This is a genomic window from Phycisphaeraceae bacterium, from assembly GCA_019636675.1.
Lineage (GTDB): Bacteria > Planctomycetota > Phycisphaerae > Phycisphaerales > UBA1924 > JAHBXC01.
This window is the reverse complement of sequence record JAHBXC010000004.1, coordinates 126,083-145,911: the sequence shown is the minus strand read 5'-3', so window position 1 is coordinate 145,911 and position 19,829 is coordinate 126,083. Positions and strand designations below refer to the sequence as shown.

The following is a 19,829-nucleotide window of genomic DNA, read 5'->3' as shown; positions in this document are numbered from 1 at the left end:
CGAAACGAGCGGATCCGGGATGGGTTCGGGCTCGCCGGTGTGCGGCTGACTCACGGGGGATCATACGAGTAATGCGACGACCGGGACCAAGCGTCGTGGCGCCCGCTGCGCGTGCACCACGCCACCCCACCCCTCTTCCCCATTGCCCATTGCCGACTGCCTATTGCCTCTTCCCCTTGTCCTTCCTGTCGCTCCGGAAATCCCCCTTCTTCTTGTCGCGGCTCTTGGAGCGCTTCGAGCGCTTCTGCGCGCCGGTCATGCCCTTGAAGCCCGCGCCCTCCGCCTTCGCCACGCCCCCGCCCTCGGCGCCGAGTTTCAGGTGGATCTTCTTGTCCTTGCCCGCCTCGCGCGCGTCGGCGTCGGCGACGATCAGTTCCATCTGGCGGCGCGGCAGGTCGACCGCCGCGATCGCGATGACGATCTTGTCGCCCATGCTGTACGAGCGCCCGGTGGACTGCTCGACGAGCGAGCCGCTCTTGTCGTCGATGCGCCAGCGCCCGCTGACGATGCGCCCGTCGGGGAGTTTCACGGGAAGGTCCTGCGACTTCACGAGCCCCTCGACGAGGAACTTGTCGAGCTGCACGAACACGCCGGCGGGCGAGACGCCCGTGACGACACCCTCGAAGGGCTCGCCCAGGTGCTCGCTGAGCAGTTGCAGCACGAGGAAGTTGCGGAGTTCGCGCTCGGCGCCCGCGGAGTTCACCTCGGTGTTGGAGCAGTGGCGCCCGACCGTCACGAGGTCGTGCTCGCTGGGCAGAACTTCCCGGAGTTTGGCGCCCATGCGCTTCTGCTCGTTCTCGTCGTGGGGCGGCTTGCTGCCGTTCTCGGTGCGCGCGAGGTAGGCGGCCAGCGCGCGGTGCACCGTGAGGTCGGGGTAGCGCCGGATGGGCGAGGTGAAGTGCGCGTACGCCTCGCTGGCGAGCGCGAAGTGCCCGATGAGCGCTGGGGAATACTCGGCCTTGGTGAGCGTGCGGAGGATCGCGAAGTGGATCGCGCGGGCGGCGGGCGTGCCGCGGGTGTTCTCGAGGATCGACTGGAGTTCTTCGCGTGAGGGGCTCTTGGGGATGCGCACGCCCGCGACGCTGAAGGACTGGCGCAGGTCGTCCATCGCGCCGGGCGCCGGCTCGGGGTGGATTCGGCGCAGCAGTGGCACGCCGAGCCGTTCGAAGAGGCGGGCGGAGGCCTCGTTGGCCTCGACCATGCACATCTCGATGAGCGTGTGCGTGTACGCGTCGTCCTCGGGCTCGGCGTCGATGACCCTGGCGGCGCGCCCGGGCACATCTTCGAAGATCAGTTCGACCTGGGGCAGGTCGAGCCGGATCATGCCCTGCTTCATGCGCCGGCGCATGATGACCTTCGAGAGCTCGTTGAGCATGTGCAGCGCGTCGAGCAGTTCCTCGGTGTAGTTCGGCTCGGTCTTGGCGTGCTTCTTCGCCTCTTCCTTGTTCCCGTCGATCAGCGCCTGGGCCTCGAGATAGGTCAGTCGCTTGAATGAGTTGATGCAGGTGCTCGAGAAGCCCGAACGCAGGACCTTGCCGTCCTTGTTGTACTCCATGAACGCCGACTTGGCGTAGCGCGGCACGCGCTCCTGCAGCGAGCAGATGCCGTTGGAGAGCAGCTCGGGCAGCATGGGCAGCACGACGCGCGGGAGGTAGGTCGAGTTGCCGCGTTCCTTGGCCTCAAGGTCGAGGGGCGAACCCTCGGGGATGAAGTGCGCGACATCGGCGATGTGCACGCCCAGGCGCCAGCCGCCGTCCTTGGTGCGCGAGATCGAGAGCGCATCGTCGAAGTCGCGCGCGTCGGGCGGGTCGATCGTGAGGATGAACTCTTTGGTGATGTCCTCGCGCCCGCCGAACTTGTCGAAGCCCTTGCCCTGCTTGATCGCGTAGTCGACCTCTTCGTCGTAGCGGGCGGCGGCCTCGCGCGCCTGGCGCAGGCAGTCCTCGGGGAACTCCTCCGACAGGTTGTACGCGGCGATGACGGCGGCGGTCTCGACATCGGGCGCGCCCGACTTGCCGAGCACCTCGGTGATCACGCCCTCGCCCAGCATCTGGCCCTCGGGCGCGTGGAGGAGCTCGAAGACGACCTTGTCGCCCTCGACGGCGTTCTTGGCGCCGACATCCTTCACGGAGATCAGGTCTGTCAGCAGTTTGCCGTCGGGCTGGACATAGAACGAGCCGCCGCGCTTGACGAGTTCGCCGGTGAAGGCGGACTGCTTGCGCTCGAGGACCTCGACGATGACGCCCACGAAGGGCGACTGCCCGGGCTGGTTGCGCCCCTTCTGGCGGACGACCTTGGCGCGGACGAGGTCGCCGGTGATGGCGTCGCCGGTGTCGCCGGGGGGCACGAAGAGGTCGCCGTGCTCGTTGGCGTCGCGCGGGATGATGAAGCCGAAGCCCTTGGGGTTCTTCTTGAAGAAGCCGACGAGCTCGGCGCCGATGGGGGGCAGGCGGACGAGGTTGTCCTCGCCGACGATCAGCTGGCCTTCCTCGACGAGGATGGATATGGCGGCGCGGAAGTCGGGGATCTCGTCCTTGGGGACGGAGAGGTCCTCGGCGAGCTGGTAGATGTCGCCCGGCTCGTAGTTGCGGTGGCGGACATGCTGCAGGATGGGGCGTTGGAAGCGGAGGGGCATGGGGAGAGTGTAGGGCGCCGCGGATTTGTGTCCTTTCGGCGGCGATGACTGGGATTTCACGGCTGGCGGTCGCGGGTTGACGCGGCGCGGGCGAGCTTTATTCTGGGGCGTCGTGTGTGGAGGGTTCGCTGATGTCCGAGCGGGATCGTGTCATCATCGCCGTGGGGCTGCTCGTGTTGGCGGCGGTCGCGGCGTTGGCGGGGATGCTGCTGCTCGTCCGCGGGGCCGGGAAGACGCAGATCGGCAAGCGGCGCGAGGGGCAGATGATGACGCTGTGGGGCGCGCTGGCGCTCGGGTGCGGGTTCCTGCTGCTGCGCGCGGCGGCCGGGGTGTTGGGGTGAGCGACGACGGCGCGGCGGCGGCGCACTACCCTCTGTGAACCCCTGAGAGATCGCCCATGCAGCCCCACCATCGCACCATGATCGGCGTCGCGCTCTTTGCCCTCCTCGCGGCGATGATCGGCGCCGGCGCGCTGCTGCTGCGCAAGGCGATGGCCAAAAAGCGGCTGGGAGAGCGGCAGGAGGCGCAGTCGCTGGTGCTGGGCGCGATGGCGCTGCTCTTCGGCGCGTACATCGTGCTGCGCGTGGCGATCGGGGTGGTCAGCGAGGGGTGAGGGGCGGGCCTCAAGACCCTCCCCATGCCCACTCCCGCGAGCGGGAGGGGGGGGGAAGAAAAGAGAGAGAGAAAGGCAGAAGGGAAGCCCGGAGGAGGGGTAGCCATCACCTGGCCTCCCCCACGCAGCGCGTAGGGGAGGGAGGGGATTCGGAGCGGAGGCAGAACACCGTGGCACGGGCTGCGCCCGTACCACGCCACCCACTCTTACTTCTTCCTCCGTGCTTTCTGCGACCTCTGCGGTGAATCTCTTGTTGATGCGGATCGATGGAAGATCGCATCACACTCGCTGCGCTCGTGTGATGGCGCCGAGATTATTCCGTCAGCTGCGATTCGCGGGAGTTCTCGAGGAAGCCGGCGAGTTTGCGCGAGCGGACGGGGTGCTGGAGTTTGCGGATGGCCTTGGCCTCGACCTGTCGCACGCGTTCACGGGTGACCTTGAAGATGCGTCCGACTTCTTCGAGGGTGTAGGTGTAGCCGTCGCCGATGCCGTAGCGGAGTTTGATGATCTCGCGCTCGCGGTAGGTGAGGGTCTTGAGCACCTGCTCGATGCGGTTCTTGAGCATCTCGTTGCCGGCGGTGGAGGCCGGCGCTTCCTGGCGCTCGTCCTCGATGAAGTCGCCGAAGTAGGAGTCTTCGTTCTCGCCGACGGGTCGGTCGAGGGAAACGGGGTGGCGCGAGATCTTGAGGACGCGGCGCACCTCGTCGGTGGTCATCTTCGCGCGCTCGGCCACCTCTTCCATCGTGGGCTCGATGCCCATCTCCTGGAGGAGCGCTTTCTGGATGGTGCGCAGTTTGGTCATCGTCTCGATCATGTGGACCGGGATGCGGATGGTGCGCGCGTGGTCGGCGATGGCGCGGGTGATGGCCTGCCGGATCCACCAGGTGGCGTAGGTGGAGAACTTGTAGCCGCGCTTGTACTCGTACTTGTCGACGGCGCGCATCAGCCCGGTGTTGCCCTCCTGGATGATGTCGAGGAAGGACAGGCCGCGGTTGCGGTACTTCTTGGCGATGGAGACGACCAGGCGGAGGTTGCCTCCGGAGAGGTCGCGCTTGGCCTGCTCGTATTCCCAGTAGATGGTGTCGACGACCTGGATGCGGCGCATGAGCTCTTCGGGGTCGGCGCAGACGAGGGTGCGCAGGCCGGCGAGTTCTTCCTTCATGACGGCGACGTCGTCGGCGTCGTAGCGCGAGGCGCCGCGGGCGGCCTTGGCGATCTCGCGCTGGAGCTCGGCCATCTTCTGGGCGACGCTCTTGAGCTTGCGGAAGATGGGCGTGAGGCGGCTGGTGCGCAGGGTGCACTCTTCGCAGAGCGTGGCGATGCGCCGGCGGCGCGTGGCGAGGCGGGCCTCGATGGACTCGATGGCCTTGGCGTCTTTGGCGGCGCGGGCCTCGACGAGGGCTTCCCAGTCGGCGCGCGCGAGTTCGAGGAGTTTGCGGATGGTGGGCGCGTTGGCGGGGATGCGCTTGCCGAGCTTGCCCTTGCTGTCGGCCTCGGCGGTGGAGATGCGCATGGTGCGGTCGAAGGGCAGCTCGCCGCGCTCGACCTGGAGGAGCGTGTCGAGGGCCTGCGCGGCGCAGTAGTCGAGTTCGAGGACGCGCCGGCGATAGACCATGCGCGTGAGTTCGATCTTCTTGGCGAGTCGGACCTCCTCGTCGCGGGTGAGGAGGGGGATGGAGCCCATCTGGGTCAGGTACATGCGCACCGGGTCGTCGATGCGCTTGGTGGCGCTGTCGGCCTCGAGGGCGCGGGCGAGCTCGCGGGCCTCGTCCTCGTCGAGGAGGCCCTCGTCGATGGCGCTCATGAAGAGGCGTTCGGCGCGGGCCTTCTGGGCGGCGACGGACTTCGCGGAGCCGTTGAGCGACGCGGTCTGCTGCGCGTTGTCTGGCGCGGCGGGGGTCTGGCCGCTGGCGAGGGCGAGGGCGTTCTCGGAGGCGACGCGCGCGGCTTCGCGCAGGCGCCAGCACCGGACATCGCGCAGGTCCTTGAAGGGGATCGCGAGTCGGTCGGCCTCGTGGAGGACCTCGTCGATGCGCATCATGTCGCAGAGATCGTCGGGGATGTCGTCGTTGAGCTCGTCGTAGCCCATCCAGCCGCGCTCGAGGGAGCGCTGGAAGAGGGTGCGGAGTCGGTCGCCGAAGGTCTCGGGGAGTTTCGTGTGTGCGGGCACGGGGGACTTCTCCGGGAGGGTCGTATCGTGGGCAGCGCGGAGCGGAGAGGCGAAACGAGACGCTGGTTATTGGAGCGCAGAGGCGTGAGGTTGCGGGACAAAGCCGAGCGAGAATCGATGGATCAGATCAGGGGGGTGTGCTGGCGGGTCTGGGGACGGCGGTGGGCATGCGCCCGTGGCGCGCGTGCGCCTCGAGCAGCGCCTGGAATCGGGCGTTGGAATCGGTCGCGGTGGCGCGAGCGGCGGCGACGTCGAGGCGTGCGAGGCAGTCGCGCAGGGTCTTGAGCCGCCGCGCGCGGTCCCCTTCGCAGGGGAGTTCGGCGCGCATCATCAGCTCGCCAGCGCCGGTGCGCGCGTTGGCGGATGGCATCGCTGCGAGGAGCGAGGTCGCGGCGCAGTCGTCGCCGGCGTGCAGCATGGCGAGGAGGGTCTGGGCGACCTCGGCGCACGCCGGGTGCGTGAAGCGGTGCGCCTCGAGGGCGCCGACCTCGTCGTCGCGCAGGTCGTGGAACAGCGTGGGGTCTGCCAGCAGCGCGCCGAGCGCCTGCTCGCCGGGGCCGTTGGGGATGACGCCCAGGCCTGCGCGGGCCGAGCCGGTGGGGGCGGCGTCGGGGTCGGTCGCGTCGTTCTCGCCCACGCGCGCGGGCCTGCTCGCGCTCCTGGACGCGTGGCGGCGGAGGGTCTGCTCGATGTCGGATTCCGTGACGCCGGCGATCGTCGCGAGCCGGCGCACGACGCGCCGCTTGCGGATGGGCTCGAGGTTGAGCAGGCCCAGCTCGACGAGGCGCTGCGCGTCGTTCTCGACGAGCTTCGCGACGCTCGACATGCCCTCGCCGGCGGCGCGCTGGCGCAGTCGCGCGAAGCGGAAATCCAGCGCGTCCATCGCGCCGGCGAGCGCCTCGCGGAAGCGTTCGGCGCCGCCCTCCTGCTTGAGGAGTTCGTCGGGGTCTTTGCCCCCGGGGAGGACGCACATCTTCACATCGATGGGCGCGTTGAAGAAGATCTCGATGGCTCGATCGGCGGCGCGCTGGCCGGCTTCGTCGGCGTCGAAGAGCAGGACGACGGTGTCGCAAAGGCGTTCGAGCTGGCGCGCGTGGTCGCGCGTGAGCGAGGTGCCGAGCGTGGCGACGACGTTGCGCACGCCGGCCTGGTGGCAGGCGATGACATCGGTGTAGCCCTCGGTGATGATCGCGGTCTTGGTGTCCTGGATGGCCTTGCGCGCCAAGTGGAGGGCGTAGAGGTTCTTGCCCTTGTCGAAGAGCGCGGACTCGGGGCTGTTCAGGTACTTGGGCTCGTCCTCGTCGCGCATCTTGCGCCCGCCGAAGCCGATCACGCGCCCGATCTGGTCGTGGATCGGGAAGATCAGGCGGTGGCGCAGCGCGTCGTACATTCCCGTTTCACGCTCGCGGCGCTTGAGCAGGCCCAGCGCGAGGAAGGGCGCCGGGTCCATGTTCTTGGAGGCGATGGTGCGTTCGAGCCCGTCCCAGCGGTCGGGGGCGGCGCCGATGCCGAACTCCTCGACCATCTGCGGCGCGATGGCGCGCTTCTGGACTGTCTCGCGGGCGACGGCGCCGTGCTCGGCGTGGCGGAGGATGGTGCGGAAGAAGTCGTGGGCGAAGGCGGCGGCGTCGAAGAGCTGCGCGCGAGTTGAACGGGACTCGCTGTCGCCTTGCGCAGCGTTGGCGGCGTCTGGTCGCGGGTTCCAGGGCGTGAGTTCGACGCCCGCGCGATCGGCGAGGAATTTGAGGGCCTCGCGGAAATCCATCTTGAAGTAGTTGATGACGAAGTCGAGCGCGTTGCCCCCGGCGCCGCAGGAGAAGCAGTGGTAGATCTGCTTGGAGGGGACGACGTACATGGAGGGCTTGTGGTCGTCGTGGAAGGGGCAGACGCAGACGAACTCGCGTCCCTTGGGGCGCAATTGGACATGCTCGCCCACGAGTCGGACGATGTCCGAAGCGTCGAGGACTCTCTGACGATCGTCGTTCTGGAACGGACGGGCCTGCGGCACGCGATGTGAAGGAAGAACGGTGGCGACGAGCGAAGGACGGACCAAGGCAACCGGGCGCGAATCCTTCGCGTCCGTGTCAACCCGTCCGACGAGTCGCTGCTCGTCGAGCCGCCGCGACTGCGCGCATTATTCCGTGCGCGAGCCCGACAGCCCCATTTGCCCGTGGAGGATGGCTCGGCTTGCGCAGGCGTTACCTGTCGAAGTCACGAGCGCGTGGTGGGCGCAGGAACTGGCAAGGGAAGACTAGCCCACGCCGGGGGGCGGTCAAACGAACTCGGGCCCTTGTCGACAAAACTCGCAGAGTCGGCCCGTTTTACGCGTTTTTCGGACCATCCGGGGCTGTTCGGCGGCGTCGGCAGACGCCTGCGAGGGCCGCCCCGGCGAGGAGGGCCCCGGCCCCGGGGGAAGGCATGGCTTCGGCGCGCAGGGTGCCGGAGTGGACGGCGTGGAACGCCAGCACTCCGATGGAGACGTGGAGGATCGTGGTCGGGGTCCCACCCCCGCCGCCGAGCGGGGCGGGCCCCCAGTCGCGGCTGAGGTCGAAGCCGACGGCGTCGGAGGAGATGAACGCGAAGGCGATCGCGTTGGAGGGGGAGGAGCGCAGGCCGATATACCCAAACTCCGGGTGCGCGAAGGCGACGACCTCGGTGTAGAAGAAGAAACTGTCGACGCCTTCGACGCGGACATCGATGCCCACGGGCAGCGTGAACGCCGGGCCGGCGACCGAGGGCGTCTCGACGAGATCCTCGGTGCGTCCCTTCAGCGTGGCGACGGTGTGCGCGTGGTGATGCATCACGCCGTTGATCTCGAGATCGGCGATCATGTCGTAGGTGACCAGAATCGGCGAGGCGGATGCCGCGACGCCGAACGGGAGCATGCCGGCGGCGACGACGACGAGCGAGCGGTGGAGGGTCATTCCCGGTGTCTCCTCGCGCCCGACTCCCCAAGTCGGGCGGCTGTGCGTGGGCAGCGTACCGGCGGGCCGAGGGCGGACGCAAGCCGGGTCGCGGAGCCCGGGTTGTCCTGTACAATCGCTGGCATGCGATACCAGGTCACTTTCCACGGCATGGTGCAGGGCGTCGGCTTTCGCGCAACGGCGAAGGACCTCGCGAGAGACTTCCCGGTGACCGGGTTCGTGCGAAACGAGCCCGACGGGTCGGTCTTCCTCGTCGTCGAGGGCGACGAGGAGCAGCTCGAGAAGTACCTCGACGCGTTGCGAGCGGCGCTCCACGAGAAGATCCGCTCCGAGGAACTCGAAGCGTTCGAGGCGGAGCGTGGGTACCCGGGGTTCGAGATCAGGTGATCGAGCGGGGCGGGGGTTCTCGATGATCGCGCGCGACGACGCCCGCGTGCCTGTGCAGCCGCGGGCGCCTGTGTGTGTCGTCGCTCTCTCCTCGGAGCCGATTCTCGCACGACGGGGGAATGCCTTGGCCCGTCGATCTGGCGCCGGGGTCCTGAGCTCGCTCGCCGGTGTGTGTCGGCGTGCGGCGAGTCCGGCGCGTGGGGTGGATTCTCGGAGGAAGCGTCGTCGGCGCACAGAGTGCGACGACGACGCCGCGTGATCGGGATTCGGTATGGCTACCGGGTCGAGGCGTTTCCGCGTCGGTATCCGGGTCAGTGTCGAGAACGGCGGAGCCGCGAAGGCAAGGGTCGGCTCCGGTGTTCCCCGTCTCGGGACGCGAACGCCGCGTCCGGGTATCTACGAATGGCTCGGGGCGGGCTTTCCCCAGCCCGAGCCAATCCCCTTCACCCGGCCCGGCCCTTTCGAGCCTGGGCTGTCGACGCGCCATGCGCGTCGGAGTGCGCCCGGCGGGTGATCCGGGCGTTGATCAGGGCGTTCCCGCCCGATCGATCCTCAAGGAAGGGCCTTCCGGCCCGTGTGCGAAGCGTCGAACGGCGCCTTGGCGATCAGCTCCCCATCTGGGAACGAGTCGCTCTCCCCTTGACCGGGCGCGGCTCTCTCATCCGCGCCCGTCCCCACGAGCCGGCCATCCCCATCACGGACGCCGGTCTCTCGTGGTCTCTCTCTCGCTCCTCCCAGCATCCCTGGGGGGCCTTGGCGCCGGAGACGCCGTTCGACAGAGAACACATTTCAAAGGGCGTGCCAGACGGTCCGAGCCCATCCCAGACGCTCCAGACGGCATCTCCGGGCACTTCACAGAGAAAATCGTGACATTCAACAATCAGAATTACGAATCGAAGTAGTTGAATCCGAAAGTATGATATGTCATACTCGGGTATGGCGTATGACTCCCTTCGCTCGGCTGGCCCTCTCCTCGACCATCTCGGCGTGGGAGTCGTGCTCGTGGACGGAGGTTGGCGGGTGGTGTTCGCCAACCGGGCGGCCGCGGAGCGGGTGGTGTCGCGTGCTGACCAGCTGGTCGCCGCGCCGTCGGCGGACCTCTTCGCGGCGGGCGAGTCGGTCGTCCGTCGCCTTCAGGAGGCCCTGGCGAGCGACGCGCTGCGCGCGCACCTGACGGATGTCGCGATGTCGAGGTCGTCGGCGATGGGGGCCGGTCCGGACGCCGTCGCGGATGTGTGGGCCGAGCGTCTGGGCGAGGGGGCGCCCGGGGGCGCGCACGCCGTGGTAACGCTGGTGGACGCGTCGTCGCGGACGGCGCTGCGCGACGAGCTGAACCGGCTGCGCGAGCAGCTCGCGAGGGCGGAGCGTGCGCGAGAGCGTCTTGGCGCGATCCAGCGCGAGACGGCGGGCGACTTCTCGACGCCCCCCGACATCATCGGGGGTTCGGCGCCCATGCTGCGCGTGTTCGACCAGATCGAGCGCGTCGCGACCGCCGACGCGACGGTGCTCGTCCACGGCGAGACGGGCTCGGGCAAGGACCTGATCGCGCGCGCGATCCACGCGAAGTCCCGGCGCGCGCACCAGGCGTTCATCGCCGTCAACTGTGCGGCGCTCCCCGAGACGCTCATCGAGTCCGAGCTGTTCGGGCACGAGCGCGGCGCGTTCACCGGCGCCGACCGCCAGCGCCTGGGCAAGTTCGAGCTCGCCGACACCGGGACGCTGTTCCTCGACGAGATCGCGGAGCTGTCTCCGGCGGCGCAGGCGAAGCTGCTGCGCGTGCTGCAGAACGGGCTCTTCGAGCGCGTGGGCGGGGCGGAGACGATCCGCGTCGATGTGCGCCTCATCGCCGCCACGCACCGCGACCTGGCGAAGCAGGTCGAGCGCGGGCGGTTCCGCGAGGACCTGTTCTACCGGCTCAATGTGTTCCGCATCGACGCGCCGCCGCTGCGCGACCGGCGCGACGACCTGCGCGCGCTCATCGAGTTTCTGCACGAGAAGCACGCGCGCAGGATGGGCCGGCCCGCGCTGCCCCTGAGCGAGCGGAGCATGCGCCGCGTGCTGGCGTACCGCTGGCCCGGCAACGTGCGCGAGCTGGAGAACTCGGTCGAGCGCGCGACGCTGCTCGCCGACGGGCCCGAGCTCGAGATCGAGCTGCCCGACGCGCCCACGCCCGGGCAGGGGGGCGAGGGCGGGCGATCCGGGCGCAACGAGGAGACGCCGCGCGATGTGCTGCTGGACCTGACGGCGGAGCAGTTGCAGCGCCTGCAGATCATGCACGCGCTGGAGACAAACGACTACCGCGTGTTCGGCGACGACGGCGCGGCGAAGAAACTGGGCATGAACCCGCAGACGCTCCTGTCGCGCATGGACAAGCTGGGGATTCCCAGGCCGCGACAGATGAGGGCTCGGATGAGGGGGTGAGGTCGCTGGTTACCCGCACGCCTCTGCGTCGAGGTACCAGCGCAGCTCGCCGCCGAGGGGGCGAACACCCAGGATGGGCAGCTCGTCGACGGTTGTCGGGTCTGCCGGGCGGGGCTCGCGTTCGAAGGCCTGCGCGACGCGCGCGAGGGTGTCGCGCTTCTTCTTGCCGATCACGAGCACCGCGACGAATCGCGACGCGTTGAGCAGGGGCAGCGTCATCGTGATGCGCGCCGGGGGCGTGACGCCGGGCCCGTCGTTCATGCGCACGAGCCGGCGCGTCTCGCGCACCGGGGGGGTGTGTGGGAACAGACTCGCGGTGTGCGCGTCGTCGCCCATGCCCAGGAGCACGAAGTCGAGCCTGTCGAGGCCGCGCCCTCGCGACGAGAGCTCGTGCACGATCTTCGACTCGTAGGCGATGTCGGCGTCGTCGCGATGGGGGTCCATCGGGTGCGCGTGGGAGCGGGCCATGCCGGAGTGCTCGACGAAGATGTCGCGCAGCATGGCGTAGTTGCTGCGCTCGTCCTCGAAGGGCACGCGGCGCTCGTCGACGACCCACAGGTGCGTCTTGTCCCACGGCAGCGAGCGGTGCTGGGGGTCGTACATCAGTTGCTGGTAGAAGGGCAGGGGCGTCGACCCGCCCGAGAGCGCGATGTGGAACGAGCCGAACGCGCGCGCGCAGTTGAGCGCGTGCATGTGGAAGTCCGCGGCCAGCGCGTCGAAGACATCGTGGGGCGTGTCGCGCACGACGACCTCTCCCGGCAGGGCCGGGGGCGTGACGGCGTGCTCGAGGGAGATGTGGTCGCTCATTCGGCGTCGTCCCCGCTGTCCTGGGCGTGGCGGCGCACGCGCTTGGGCGCGACGCCCCGCTTGAAACGCCCCTGCTCGTTGGCCGCGTTCACGATGAAGGCGCGGAAGCGTTCGGCGGCGGGCGCGAGGTCGAGTTTTTCGAGGGCGCTCAGGCGCTCGGCGAAGGAGCGCACCTCTCGCCCGGCGTAGAACGCGCGGAACGCGTCGCGGATGTCGGAGCGCTCGCGCGGCGTCAGCGCGGGATTGCGCCGGATGCCCACGCGGTTCAGGCCCGCGATCTGGTTGAAGGACGAGCAGATCGTGAAGGGCGGGATGTGCTTGGTCGCGATCGAGCCGCCCTGCAGGATCACGCCCTCTCCCACGCGACAGAACTGGTGCACCCCGGCGAAGCCCGAGAGCGTGGTGTTGTCGCCCACCTCGGTCCAGCCGGCGAGCACGGCGCTGTTCACGAGCACCACGCTGTTGCCGACGATCGCGTTGTGCCCGGCGTGGGCGTTGGCCATGAACATGCACCCGCTGCCGATGCGGGTGGGTCGCTCGTCGCCGGTGCTGCGCGAGACGGTGACGTGCTCGCGGAAGATGTTGCGGTCGCCGATGACGACGCGCCCGGGGTTGTCGGGCTTGTACGCGCGGTCCTGCGGGTCTCCCCCGATGACGGCGAAGGGGTGGACCGCGTTGTCGGCGCCCATGGTTGTGTGGCTGACCACGATCGCGCCGGGGTGCAGCACGGTGCGGTCGCCGATGACGCAGCGCGGGCCGACGCGTGCGCCGGCGCCGATCGTCACGCCCTCGCCCAGCTCGGCGGTCGCGTGCACGAACGCGCCGGGGTGGACCCTCCGCCCCGACGCGTCGGGGGGCGGGAGGTCGTCGTGGAGAAGCGAGGGCTCGCGGGCGTGGGTGGTGCTCACGCCGCGATTCTAGTGGTTCACGCGGCGCGTGAGCGACGCCCGCCCTCGAGGCCCTGCCCGCTGCTTGCGCCCTTGGCGAGCACGATCGCGGTCAGGTCGTCGATCTGGTGGAGCGAGCCGGCGTGGTTGTCGAGCCGGTGCGCGAGCTCGGCGAGGCCGGCGTCCAGGCGCCCCCGGTCCGGATGCACCAGGCCGGCGCGCGCGTGGAAGCGGGGGTCGCGCTCGTAGTCGTCGACGCTCGCCCGCGCGATGGCGTGGTACATGTCCTGGAAGTGCTGCAGGTAGTTGCCGGTGGGGATGCGCCGCGAGTGGTTGTCGGCGTGCGATTCGGGGAAGGCGGTCTCGAACCCGTCGGTGTGGATGACCAGCACCTCGTCGTCGCTCAGGTCGAAGGAGATCTCTTCGTAGGAATCGTCGGGGAAGACGCCCAGCAGACTGCCCTGCGTGGTCACGGGCTCGATGCCTGCGGCGCGAACGCGCAGGGGGGGCGGGTGCCCGGCGCCGGCGACCGTCACGCGCATGGCCTGAAGGTCGATGACGCCGTAGACCGCCGTCGCGAAGCGTGGCGTGGAGCCGTGCCGGCGGATCATCTCGCGGTTGAGTCGCCCGAGCGCCTCGCCGGGCGAGACGACCTCGCCGTGCTCGCCGCGGATCTCGGCCATGTGGAGCGTGCGCGCGAGGGCCATGGTCATGAGCGCCGCCGGCACGCCGTGGCCGACGGCGTCGGCGACGAAAAAGCCGATGTGCCGGTCGTCGAGGCGCTGGATGTCGTAGATATCGCCGCTGACATACCCGCAGGGCCGGAAGAAGGCGGCGAGCTCGAGCCCCGCGACGCGAGGCAGCTCGCGAGGGAGGAAGTCGCGCTGGACCTGGCTGGCGAGCTGCAGCTCCTCGTTGACCTTCTCGATCTGGCCTCGCAGACCCTGCTGGAAGCGCCGCAGCGAGGTGTTCTCGTGGAGCAGGTTGTCGATGGTGGGCTGGCGCTCCACGAGCGCGTACATGGCGGCGGCGACGATGACGGGCGTCGTCGCGCTGTCCATCTGGAGGATCTCGTCGCCCGCGATGCGCGAGGGGTGCTCCGCCAGGCGAGGGATGAGCGCGATCGCCGGGATCATCTTGGCCTGCAGCGCGTCGGCCAGCGCGTGCAGCGTGACCGGCGGCGGCTCGTCGTCGTGATAGATGACCAGCGCGGCGCTGCCGGCGATCTGTTCGGGGTGGCGCAGCGCGTCGTCGAACTCCATGAGCTGCACGACCGGGGGCTGGGCGCGCGAAGGCCAGTAGGACGCGATGCGTCGCCACACGCGCGCCTGCGCCTCTTCGACGCGACCGGGCGCGATCAGGGTAATCGGACGGTCCGAGTTGGACAGATGCCTCGTCACGTGGGCCTGCCGATCCGTTGCGCTCGCGACGAGGTCCGGGAAGAACCGGCGACTCCGTCGTGGCTCTCTCTCCTCCGAACGCCCGCCGCACTCCGTGGGCGCACAACGCGTCCGGCCAACGCGCAGGGATCGGCCTACTGCGCCCGGCGCTTGAGCCCTTCCACGTCGAAGACCACCAGTTCGCCTTCCCTGAGCCCCAGAGCCGTCAGGCGTCCCCCGGCCGTCTCGACCGCGAACTGCGCCGGGAAGCGGCTCGAATAACGCTTCAGGCGGTTCTCGTACTCGAAATCCGTCTCGTTCTCGCGCTTGGGTTCTTCTGGGACCATCGCGTGCACAGCGACCACGCGACCGGACGGGTCCAGAAAGGCGATGTCGATGGGCACGGGGCAGTCGCGCATCACGAACTCGCGCCGCTGCGAGGTCGGGAACACGAACAGCATCCCGCCTTTGGGGTCGATCTCGGCGCGCCCCGAGAGGCCCTTGATGCGCGACGCGTCGTCGAGGGCCAGCTCCATCACGAAACGCTCGCCCTTCACGGCGACGGGCGCCGTCGGCAGGCCGCTGGGCGCGCGCGAGTTCCCGGCGTTCTCGCCCGACGAGCACGCGCCGAGCGCGCCCAGCGCGAGAACCCCGGTCGTCAGCAGCGTGGTGTGAAGCGTCATCCGAGTAGCCATGCGTCGTCCTCCGAGGTGAACACTACCGCCGATCGGGGCATCCGCTCCAGCGAGAATCGCTCCCGGAATTCGTCGGGCGTCATCGGCTCGCGCCTGTCGGTGACGCCGCTCCAGCGGGCCAGAAGCCCGATCACGCGCTCCGCCGGGACCTTGCGCTCGCGGTAGTGCTCCACGCGCGTGTCGCCGTGGCGCTTCGCGAGGCGGCGCCCGTCTTCGCCCACGACCAGGGGCAGGTGGGTGTAGACAGGGTCCTGCGCGATCCCCAGCGCGCGCCGCAACAGGATCTGGCGCGCCGCCGAGTCGAGCAGGTCGTCGCCGCGCACGACCTCGTTCACGCCCTGTCGGTGATCGTCGACGACGACGGCGAGTTGGTACGCCGGCTGCCCGCGCTTCGTCCAGATCACGAAGTCGCCCACGGTTTCGCTGGGATCGAGGCGCTGGGGGCCGCAGAACGCGTCGGCGAACGCGACATGTCCCGGTGGGGTGACGAAGCGCCAGTTGGTTTCGGGGTCGTCGAACTCGCGCGGGACGAGCGGTGGTCGCAGCGACGCCGGGAAGCGCGACTCGCCCCCCGGTTGGCCCGACCCCATCGACACGCTCGCGCCGTGCGGCGCCGAGGCGGCGTCCTCGATCTCGGCGCGCGTCAGCGCGCAGGGGTACGCCTTCCCTTCGCGCGCGAGGGCGCGCATCGCCTCGACGAAGGGCGACAGGTCGTCGGACTGCACCAGCGGCCCGTCGTCCCAGTCGATGCCCAGCCAGCGCAGCGTCTCGATCGCGCGCGTCGCGGCGTCGTGCTTCACGCGCGGGCCGTCGAGGTCCTCGATCCGCAGCACGATCCGCCAGCCCGCGGCGCGGGCCATCGCCCAGTTCACGAGGAAAGTTCTCGCGTTGCCCAGGTGCAGCGCCCCGGTCGGAGAGGGCGCCAGACGCGTCACCCGGGGGAGGGCGTCCCTGTTCGGGGGGTGTGCGTCGGCTTGACTCTCCGGGGCCATGCCCGAAGATACCCGTCCTGAGCGCCGGGCGCAGAGCCATGCGCGGATGACCTCGTATCCCCGAGAGAGAGAGAATCCTCATGCAGAAGCTCGAAACCCCGCAGATCGAGGAGCGCCTGAAGCTCATCCCCGAGTGGTCCGAGACCAACGGCGCCATCCAGCGGACCTACCTGTTCAAAGACTTCGCCGGCGCGATCCGCTTCGTGAACCGCGTCGCCGATCTCGCCGAGGGCGCCGACCACCACCCCGACATCCTCATCCGCTACAACAAGGTCACCCTGACCCTCTCCACCCACGACGCCGGCGGCATCACGGGCAAAGACTTCGACCTGGCGACGAAGGCGGATAAGGCGGTGTGAGGGCGCTCACCTCACCGCGTGCTGCAGCGCGTTCAGCGCGTAGGCCGTGATCAGCACCGGGTTGTTCTCCATCCAGCGATCGTTCAGGGGGCGGAACGAGCCGTCGGGGTTCTGGAGTTCGGCGAGGCGTTGGACCAGGTCGTTGCCCCAGACGCGTGAGTCGCCCTCGACGAGGGCGTCGCTGGGCAGGGCGGTGGCGTTGCCGACGCCTTCGCCCCCGGCGGGCCGCAGGGGCGTGATGTGCGGGTCGCCCCAGGCGTCCATTGCGCGCGAGAACATCACGAGGTAGTAGTACATCCCCTCGGTCCCGATCTGGGGGTTCTCTTCGAGCGTGTAGTTGCGGCGCATCCAGTCGTACGCCTCGCGCACGCGCACATCGTCGCGGCTCAGGTTCGCGTAGAGCATGCTCTTGAAGCCGGCGTAGGTCATCGAGCCGTACGCGCGCAGGCGGCTGACGCGCGTGCCGTCGTCCATCGTCTCTTCGACGAAACTCTCGGGCACGCCGACCTGGGTCTGTCCCGAGCCGACCTGCTCGGCGTTGATGCTCGTCGAATAGATGAACCCGCCCTGCGAGGAGCCCTGCGCGTAGGGCATGTCGTTGACGCCTTCGACCATCTGGCAGCGCGCGAGGAAGACCAGCGCGCGCTGGAAGGCGGGGTCGTCGCTGGAGAGGCCCGAGTCGTGCAGCGCCTGGAGGGCGAGGGCGGTGTTGGAGAGGTCGGGGCGCCCGTGGCGCCCGTAGCCCATGCCGCCGTAGAACGGGTGCTCGCGCGTGACCTTCTCGGGCGCCTCGGGCGTGGACTCGGGGACATCGGACTGCTCGCTCCACTGGAGGGAGCGGAGGAAGTCCTGCGCCGGCTTGATTGCGGCGGCCGCGTTCTCGCGCTGCACGAGCGCGAGGGCCGAGAGGCACAGAGCGGTGTTGTAACTGGGCAGGACGCGGTCGTAGATCCCGCCGTCGGGCTGCTGGTAGCGGAGCATGAACTCGACGCCCCGGCGGACGGATTCGTCGCGCGCATCGATGCGCGGGTCGAGCAGCATGCCGCGCACGACGAGCCCGGTGATCGCGGGGTAGTTGGGCCCGCTGGGGTTGACCGCCCACCCGCCGGTCTGCGCGTCCTGCTGGGTGCGCAGATAGGCAAGAGCGCGGTCGATCATCTCGCGCGCCTGCTCGCGATGGGCGGCGTCGGTCGCGAGGGACGCCGGGCACACGATCGCGGCGGTGGCGACGAAGGCGGCAAGGACACAGCGGGGGGTCAGCATCGGTCGGGTCTCCTCTGGTGAGTCAGTCCTGACGCGTGGCGCGGGCGCGGCGTTCCTGATCGAGGACGATGGCGCACGCGACCGGGGCGGCGACCTCGATCCGCATCACATGAGGGCCGAAGCACGCGACGCGCGCGCCGGCGCCTTTCGCGGCGTCGAGTTCGGCGTCCGTCCAGCCGCCCTCGGGGCCGATGAGCAGGCGGATGTGGTCGCTGCCGCCGGGCTGGTAGGGCTCGCCCGACTGATCGGCGATCACGAGCGACGCCCGCCCGGCGTTGAGGGCTTCCTTGAAGGAGCCCTGGTCGTCGACGCGCATCGTCCACGCGCGCAGGGACTGCTTGGCCGACTCGGCGGCGATGCGCGTCATGCGATCGAGTTTGTTCTTGCGCGGCTCGACGACGGACAGAGCCGTCTCCATCGGGACCCACGACGCGGCGCCCGCCTGGCTGAGCGAATCGATCATGTCGTCGGCGCGGCTGCCCTTGGGGGTGGCGGCCCAGACATCGACGATCGGTCGGTCGCGTTCGACCTCGTGGCGCTCGAGCACGCGCAGCGTGAGCACGCGCCTGGTGTCGGCGACCTCGCACTCGAGGACGAGCCCCCGCCCGGTGAAGACCGTGGCGGCGTCGCCCGGGGCGGCGCGTCGGACGCGCCGGGCGTGCTCGGCCTCGTCGCCCTCGACGACGAGGAGGTCGTCGGGGTCGTCGGGGAGGTCGGCGAGGAAGAGGCGGTGTCGTCTGGCCATGCGTGCCTTGCGTGAGAAGTTGAACCGGCTGGCGTGGCGGGTCCGAGAGAAGCGGCCTCTGGGGGTCTGGGAAGGCGGGGGAAACGGCGTCGGGATTGGCAGTTCCGGGGAATGTACCGGGGAAACAAGGCGTCGTCGCCTTGAGTGCCGTCGGGGGAGGGTCGATGATACCGATCACCCGGTTTGTCGCGCCCGTACGCGGGGCCGGGCCCTCGCATGGCCACACGACCCACGAACACCGACGACGCCGCGCCCCGCGATGAGCTGGGTGAACTCGATACGCTCGTGTCGAGTCTTGTCGCCGAGATGAACGAGGCGGCCGACGAGATCACGCGCGTGATGCGCTCCGACGACGACGCCGAGGCGGCGGCGGCAGACGCTGTCGCCAAGGGCCAGGCGCTTACGGACGAGGGCGCGATCGAACACGACAGCGACGAGCCGATCGACGCCGAGGCGTCGGCGGACCAGGACGAACCCGACGCGCCGGACATGAGCGCCGAGAGCATCGACGCGGCGCTCGCGGATGTCGCGTCGCAGCTGCAGGCCGATCTCGACGCCTCGGGACCCGCGCAGGAGGAACTGCCCGAGGTCGATCGCGCCGACGACGCCGCAGCGCCGCTCGAAGAGACCCCGGAGCCAGCGGCGTCCGACGAGACCGATCCCGGCGCAGAGTCCATCGCGGCCCAGATCGACGAAGAGTTGGCGAGGGCGTTCCGCGAAGAGGTCGGTGAATCCGGCGTCGTCGAAGCCCCGGCCCCCGAACAAGAAGCCCCCGAACAAGAAGCCCCCGAGCCGGAAGCCGCCGAGCCCGAAACCACCGAGCCCGAAGCGTCCGAGACCGAGGCCCCTGAAGCCGAAGTCGCGGAAGGCGCGGCATCCGACAACGCCGAGCCCGAGGACGCCGCCGACGCGGCGCCCGTGAACGAGCCCGAGGTCGATGCGACCGAGGACGCCGTGAACGCGGTCGCCGAGACGATCGACCGCCTGCTGGACGCTCCGGACGACGAGAGCTCGCCGCGCGCCGTCGCCGTCACCGACGAAGAGGCCGAGGAACACGCGGCCCAGCCGGCGGACGCCTTCGCGCAGCCGAGCGAGGACAACGACGAGACGGAGCCCGACGCCTCGAGCCCTGACGCCGACGCCGACGAGGACGAAGACGCGTCGGAGGAGCCAGAAGCCGTCGCGCCGCCGGCCCCTGCCGCTCCCGCGGTTCCCCCCGAGCCGAAAGCCGCCCCGGTCGCGCCGGCGCCCAAGAAGGCGCCCGCGCCCAAGGCGCCGCCCCCGAAGCCCGAGGAAGCGCCTGCGCCGCGGAAGTTCCCGATCCCGATGCGGCTCCCGGGCGGTGTGGGCGCGCTGGCGACGGCGGCGCTGGTCGTCGTGAACAAGCCCCTGCTGAAACTGCCCCGGCAGCTCCGCGACACGCTGGGGTTGGCCGGGCTGGTCACGCTGTTCAACGCGGCGTGCCTGTGGGTCTTCCTGATGCTGCGCTGACAGTGGCTTGACGCGCCGGCGTCGGCGCGCGACGCTGCTCGCGTGTGAAGCCGGCAAAGGC

Annotated in this window: 17 protein-coding genes; 6 read left to right on the top strand and 11 right to left on the bottom strand. The window is 69.7% G+C overall.

The features are described 5' to 3' along the window. Positions 1 to 160 precede the first annotated feature (160 nt). Entirely contained in the window at positions 161 to 2,635 is a 2,475-nt protein-coding gene (locus KF684_12715) for a VacB/RNase II family 3'-5' exoribonuclease (protein MBX3353787.1), read from the bottom strand. 131 nt (positions 2,636 to 2,766) lie between these two features. On the opposite strand from KF684_12715, the gene KF684_12710 reads away from it, so the two are divergent. Together KF684_12710 and KF684_12705 are read left to right on the top strand one after the other, a co-directional pair. Then, positions 2,767 to 2,976, top strand: coding sequence for a hypothetical protein (locus tag KF684_12710; GenBank protein MBX3353786.1), 210 nt, complete (start codon positions 2,767 to 2,769; stop codon positions 2,974 to 2,976). A 56-nt stretch (positions 2,977 to 3,032) separates the two neighbouring features. Further along, on the top strand, positions 3,033 to 3,248 hold the full coding sequence (locus tag KF684_12705) for a hypothetical protein (GenBank protein MBX3353785.1): 216 nt from the start codon (positions 3,033 to 3,035) through the stop codon (positions 3,246 to 3,248). Between the two features lie 313 nt (positions 3,249 to 3,561). On the opposite strand, the gene rpoD is transcribed toward KF684_12705, so the two are convergent. From rpoD to KF684_12690, 3 genes are all read right to left on the bottom strand, one after another. Then, a complete protein-coding gene (rpoD, locus tag KF684_12700) occupies positions 3,562 to 5,286 on the bottom strand; it encodes an RNA polymerase sigma factor RpoD (GenBank protein MBX3353784.1) in 1,725 nt (574 codons plus the stop codon). A 259-nt stretch (positions 5,287 to 5,545) separates the two neighbouring features. Then, positions 5,546 to 7,426 carry a DNA primase gene (gene dnaG, locus KF684_12695; protein MBX3353783.1) on the bottom strand — a complete coding sequence of 627 codons (1,881 nt, stop codon included), beginning with the start codon at positions 7,424 to 7,426 and terminating at the stop codon, positions 5,546 to 5,548. A 313-nt stretch (positions 7,427 to 7,739) separates the two neighbouring features. Beyond that, entirely contained in the window at positions 7,740 to 8,342 is a 603-nt protein-coding gene (locus KF684_12690) for a hypothetical protein (GenBank protein MBX3353782.1), read from the bottom strand. A gap of 123 nt (positions 8,343 to 8,465) precedes the next feature. On the opposite strand from KF684_12690, the gene KF684_12685 reads away from it, so the two are divergent. Continuing rightward, positions 8,466 to 8,729, top strand: coding sequence for an acylphosphatase (locus tag KF684_12685; protein ID MBX3353781.1), 264 nt, complete (start codon positions 8,466 to 8,468; stop codon positions 8,727 to 8,729). Positions 8,730 to 9,716: 987 nt separating this feature from the next. After that, positions 9,717 to 11,150, top strand: a complete 1,434-nt coding sequence (locus KF684_12680; protein ID MBX3353780.1) for a sigma-54-dependent Fis family transcriptional regulator — start codon at positions 9,717 to 9,719, stop codon at positions 11,148 to 11,150. A 9-nt stretch (positions 11,151 to 11,159) separates the two neighbouring features. Here KF684_12680 and pgl read toward each other — a convergent pair whose 3' ends face one another. The 5 genes from pgl to KF684_12655 form a co-directional block, all read right to left on the bottom strand. Beyond that, the gene (gene pgl, locus KF684_12675) at positions 11,160 to 11,957 is read right to left on the bottom strand and encodes a 6-phosphogluconolactonase (protein MBX3353779.1); all 798 of its coding nucleotides are present in this window, start codon (positions 11,955 to 11,957) and stop codon (positions 11,160 to 11,162) included. Continuing rightward, the gene (gene lpxA, locus KF684_12670; protein ID MBX3353778.1) at positions 11,954 to 12,865 is read right to left on the bottom strand and encodes an acyl-ACP--UDP-N-acetylglucosamine O-acyltransferase; all 912 of its coding nucleotides are present in this window, start codon (positions 12,863 to 12,865) and stop codon (positions 11,954 to 11,956) included. The genes pgl and lpxA overlap by 4 nt, the downstream gene beginning before the upstream one ends. A 17-nt stretch (positions 12,866 to 12,882) precedes the next feature. Further along, positions 12,883 to 14,244 (bottom strand): SpoIIE family protein phosphatase, encoded by a 1,362-nt coding sequence (locus KF684_12665; GenBank protein ID MBX3353777.1) that lies wholly within the window; start codon positions 14,242 to 14,244, stop codon positions 12,883 to 12,885. A 134-nt stretch (positions 14,245 to 14,378) separates the two neighbouring features. Then, positions 14,379 to 14,918, bottom strand: coding sequence for a DUF192 domain-containing protein (locus tag KF684_12660; GenBank protein MBX3353776.1), 540 nt, complete (start codon positions 14,916 to 14,918; stop codon positions 14,379 to 14,381). Continuing rightward, on the bottom strand, positions 14,903 to 15,853 hold the full coding sequence (locus KF684_12655; GenBank protein MBX3353775.1) for a hypothetical protein: 951 nt from the start codon (positions 15,851 to 15,853) through the stop codon (positions 14,903 to 14,905). The genes KF684_12660 and KF684_12655 overlap by 16 nt, the downstream gene beginning before the upstream one ends. Positions 15,854 to 15,990: 137 nt before the next feature. Here KF684_12655 and KF684_12650 point away from each other — a divergent pair, with 137 nt between their 5' ends. Next, positions 15,991 to 16,269 carry a 4a-hydroxytetrahydrobiopterin dehydratase gene (locus tag KF684_12650; protein ID MBX3353774.1) on the top strand — a complete coding sequence of 93 codons (279 nt, stop codon included), beginning with the start codon at positions 15,991 to 15,993 and terminating at the stop codon, positions 16,267 to 16,269. A 6-nt stretch (positions 16,270 to 16,275) separates the two neighbouring features. On the opposite strand, the gene KF684_12645 is transcribed toward KF684_12650, so the two are convergent. Both KF684_12645 and KF684_12640 read right to left on the bottom strand, forming a co-directional pair. Beyond that, positions 16,276 to 17,532 (bottom strand): hypothetical protein, encoded by a 1,257-nt coding sequence (locus KF684_12645; protein MBX3353773.1) that lies wholly within the window; start codon positions 17,530 to 17,532, stop codon positions 16,276 to 16,278. A gap of 22 nt (positions 17,533 to 17,554) precedes the next feature. Continuing rightward, positions 17,555 to 18,277 carry a 16S rRNA (uracil(1498)-N(3))-methyltransferase gene (locus KF684_12640; GenBank protein ID MBX3353772.1) on the bottom strand — a complete coding sequence of 241 codons (723 nt, stop codon included), beginning with the start codon at positions 18,275 to 18,277 and terminating at the stop codon, positions 17,555 to 17,557. A 216-nt stretch (positions 18,278 to 18,493) separates the two neighbouring features. Here KF684_12640 and KF684_12635 point away from each other — a divergent pair, with 216 nt between their 5' ends. Then, positions 18,494 to 19,768: a hypothetical protein gene (locus tag KF684_12635; protein MBX3353771.1), complete on the top strand. Its 1,275-nt coding sequence runs from the start codon at positions 18,494 to 18,496 to the stop codon at positions 19,766 to 19,768. Positions 19,769 to 19,829: the final 61 nt, after the last annotated feature.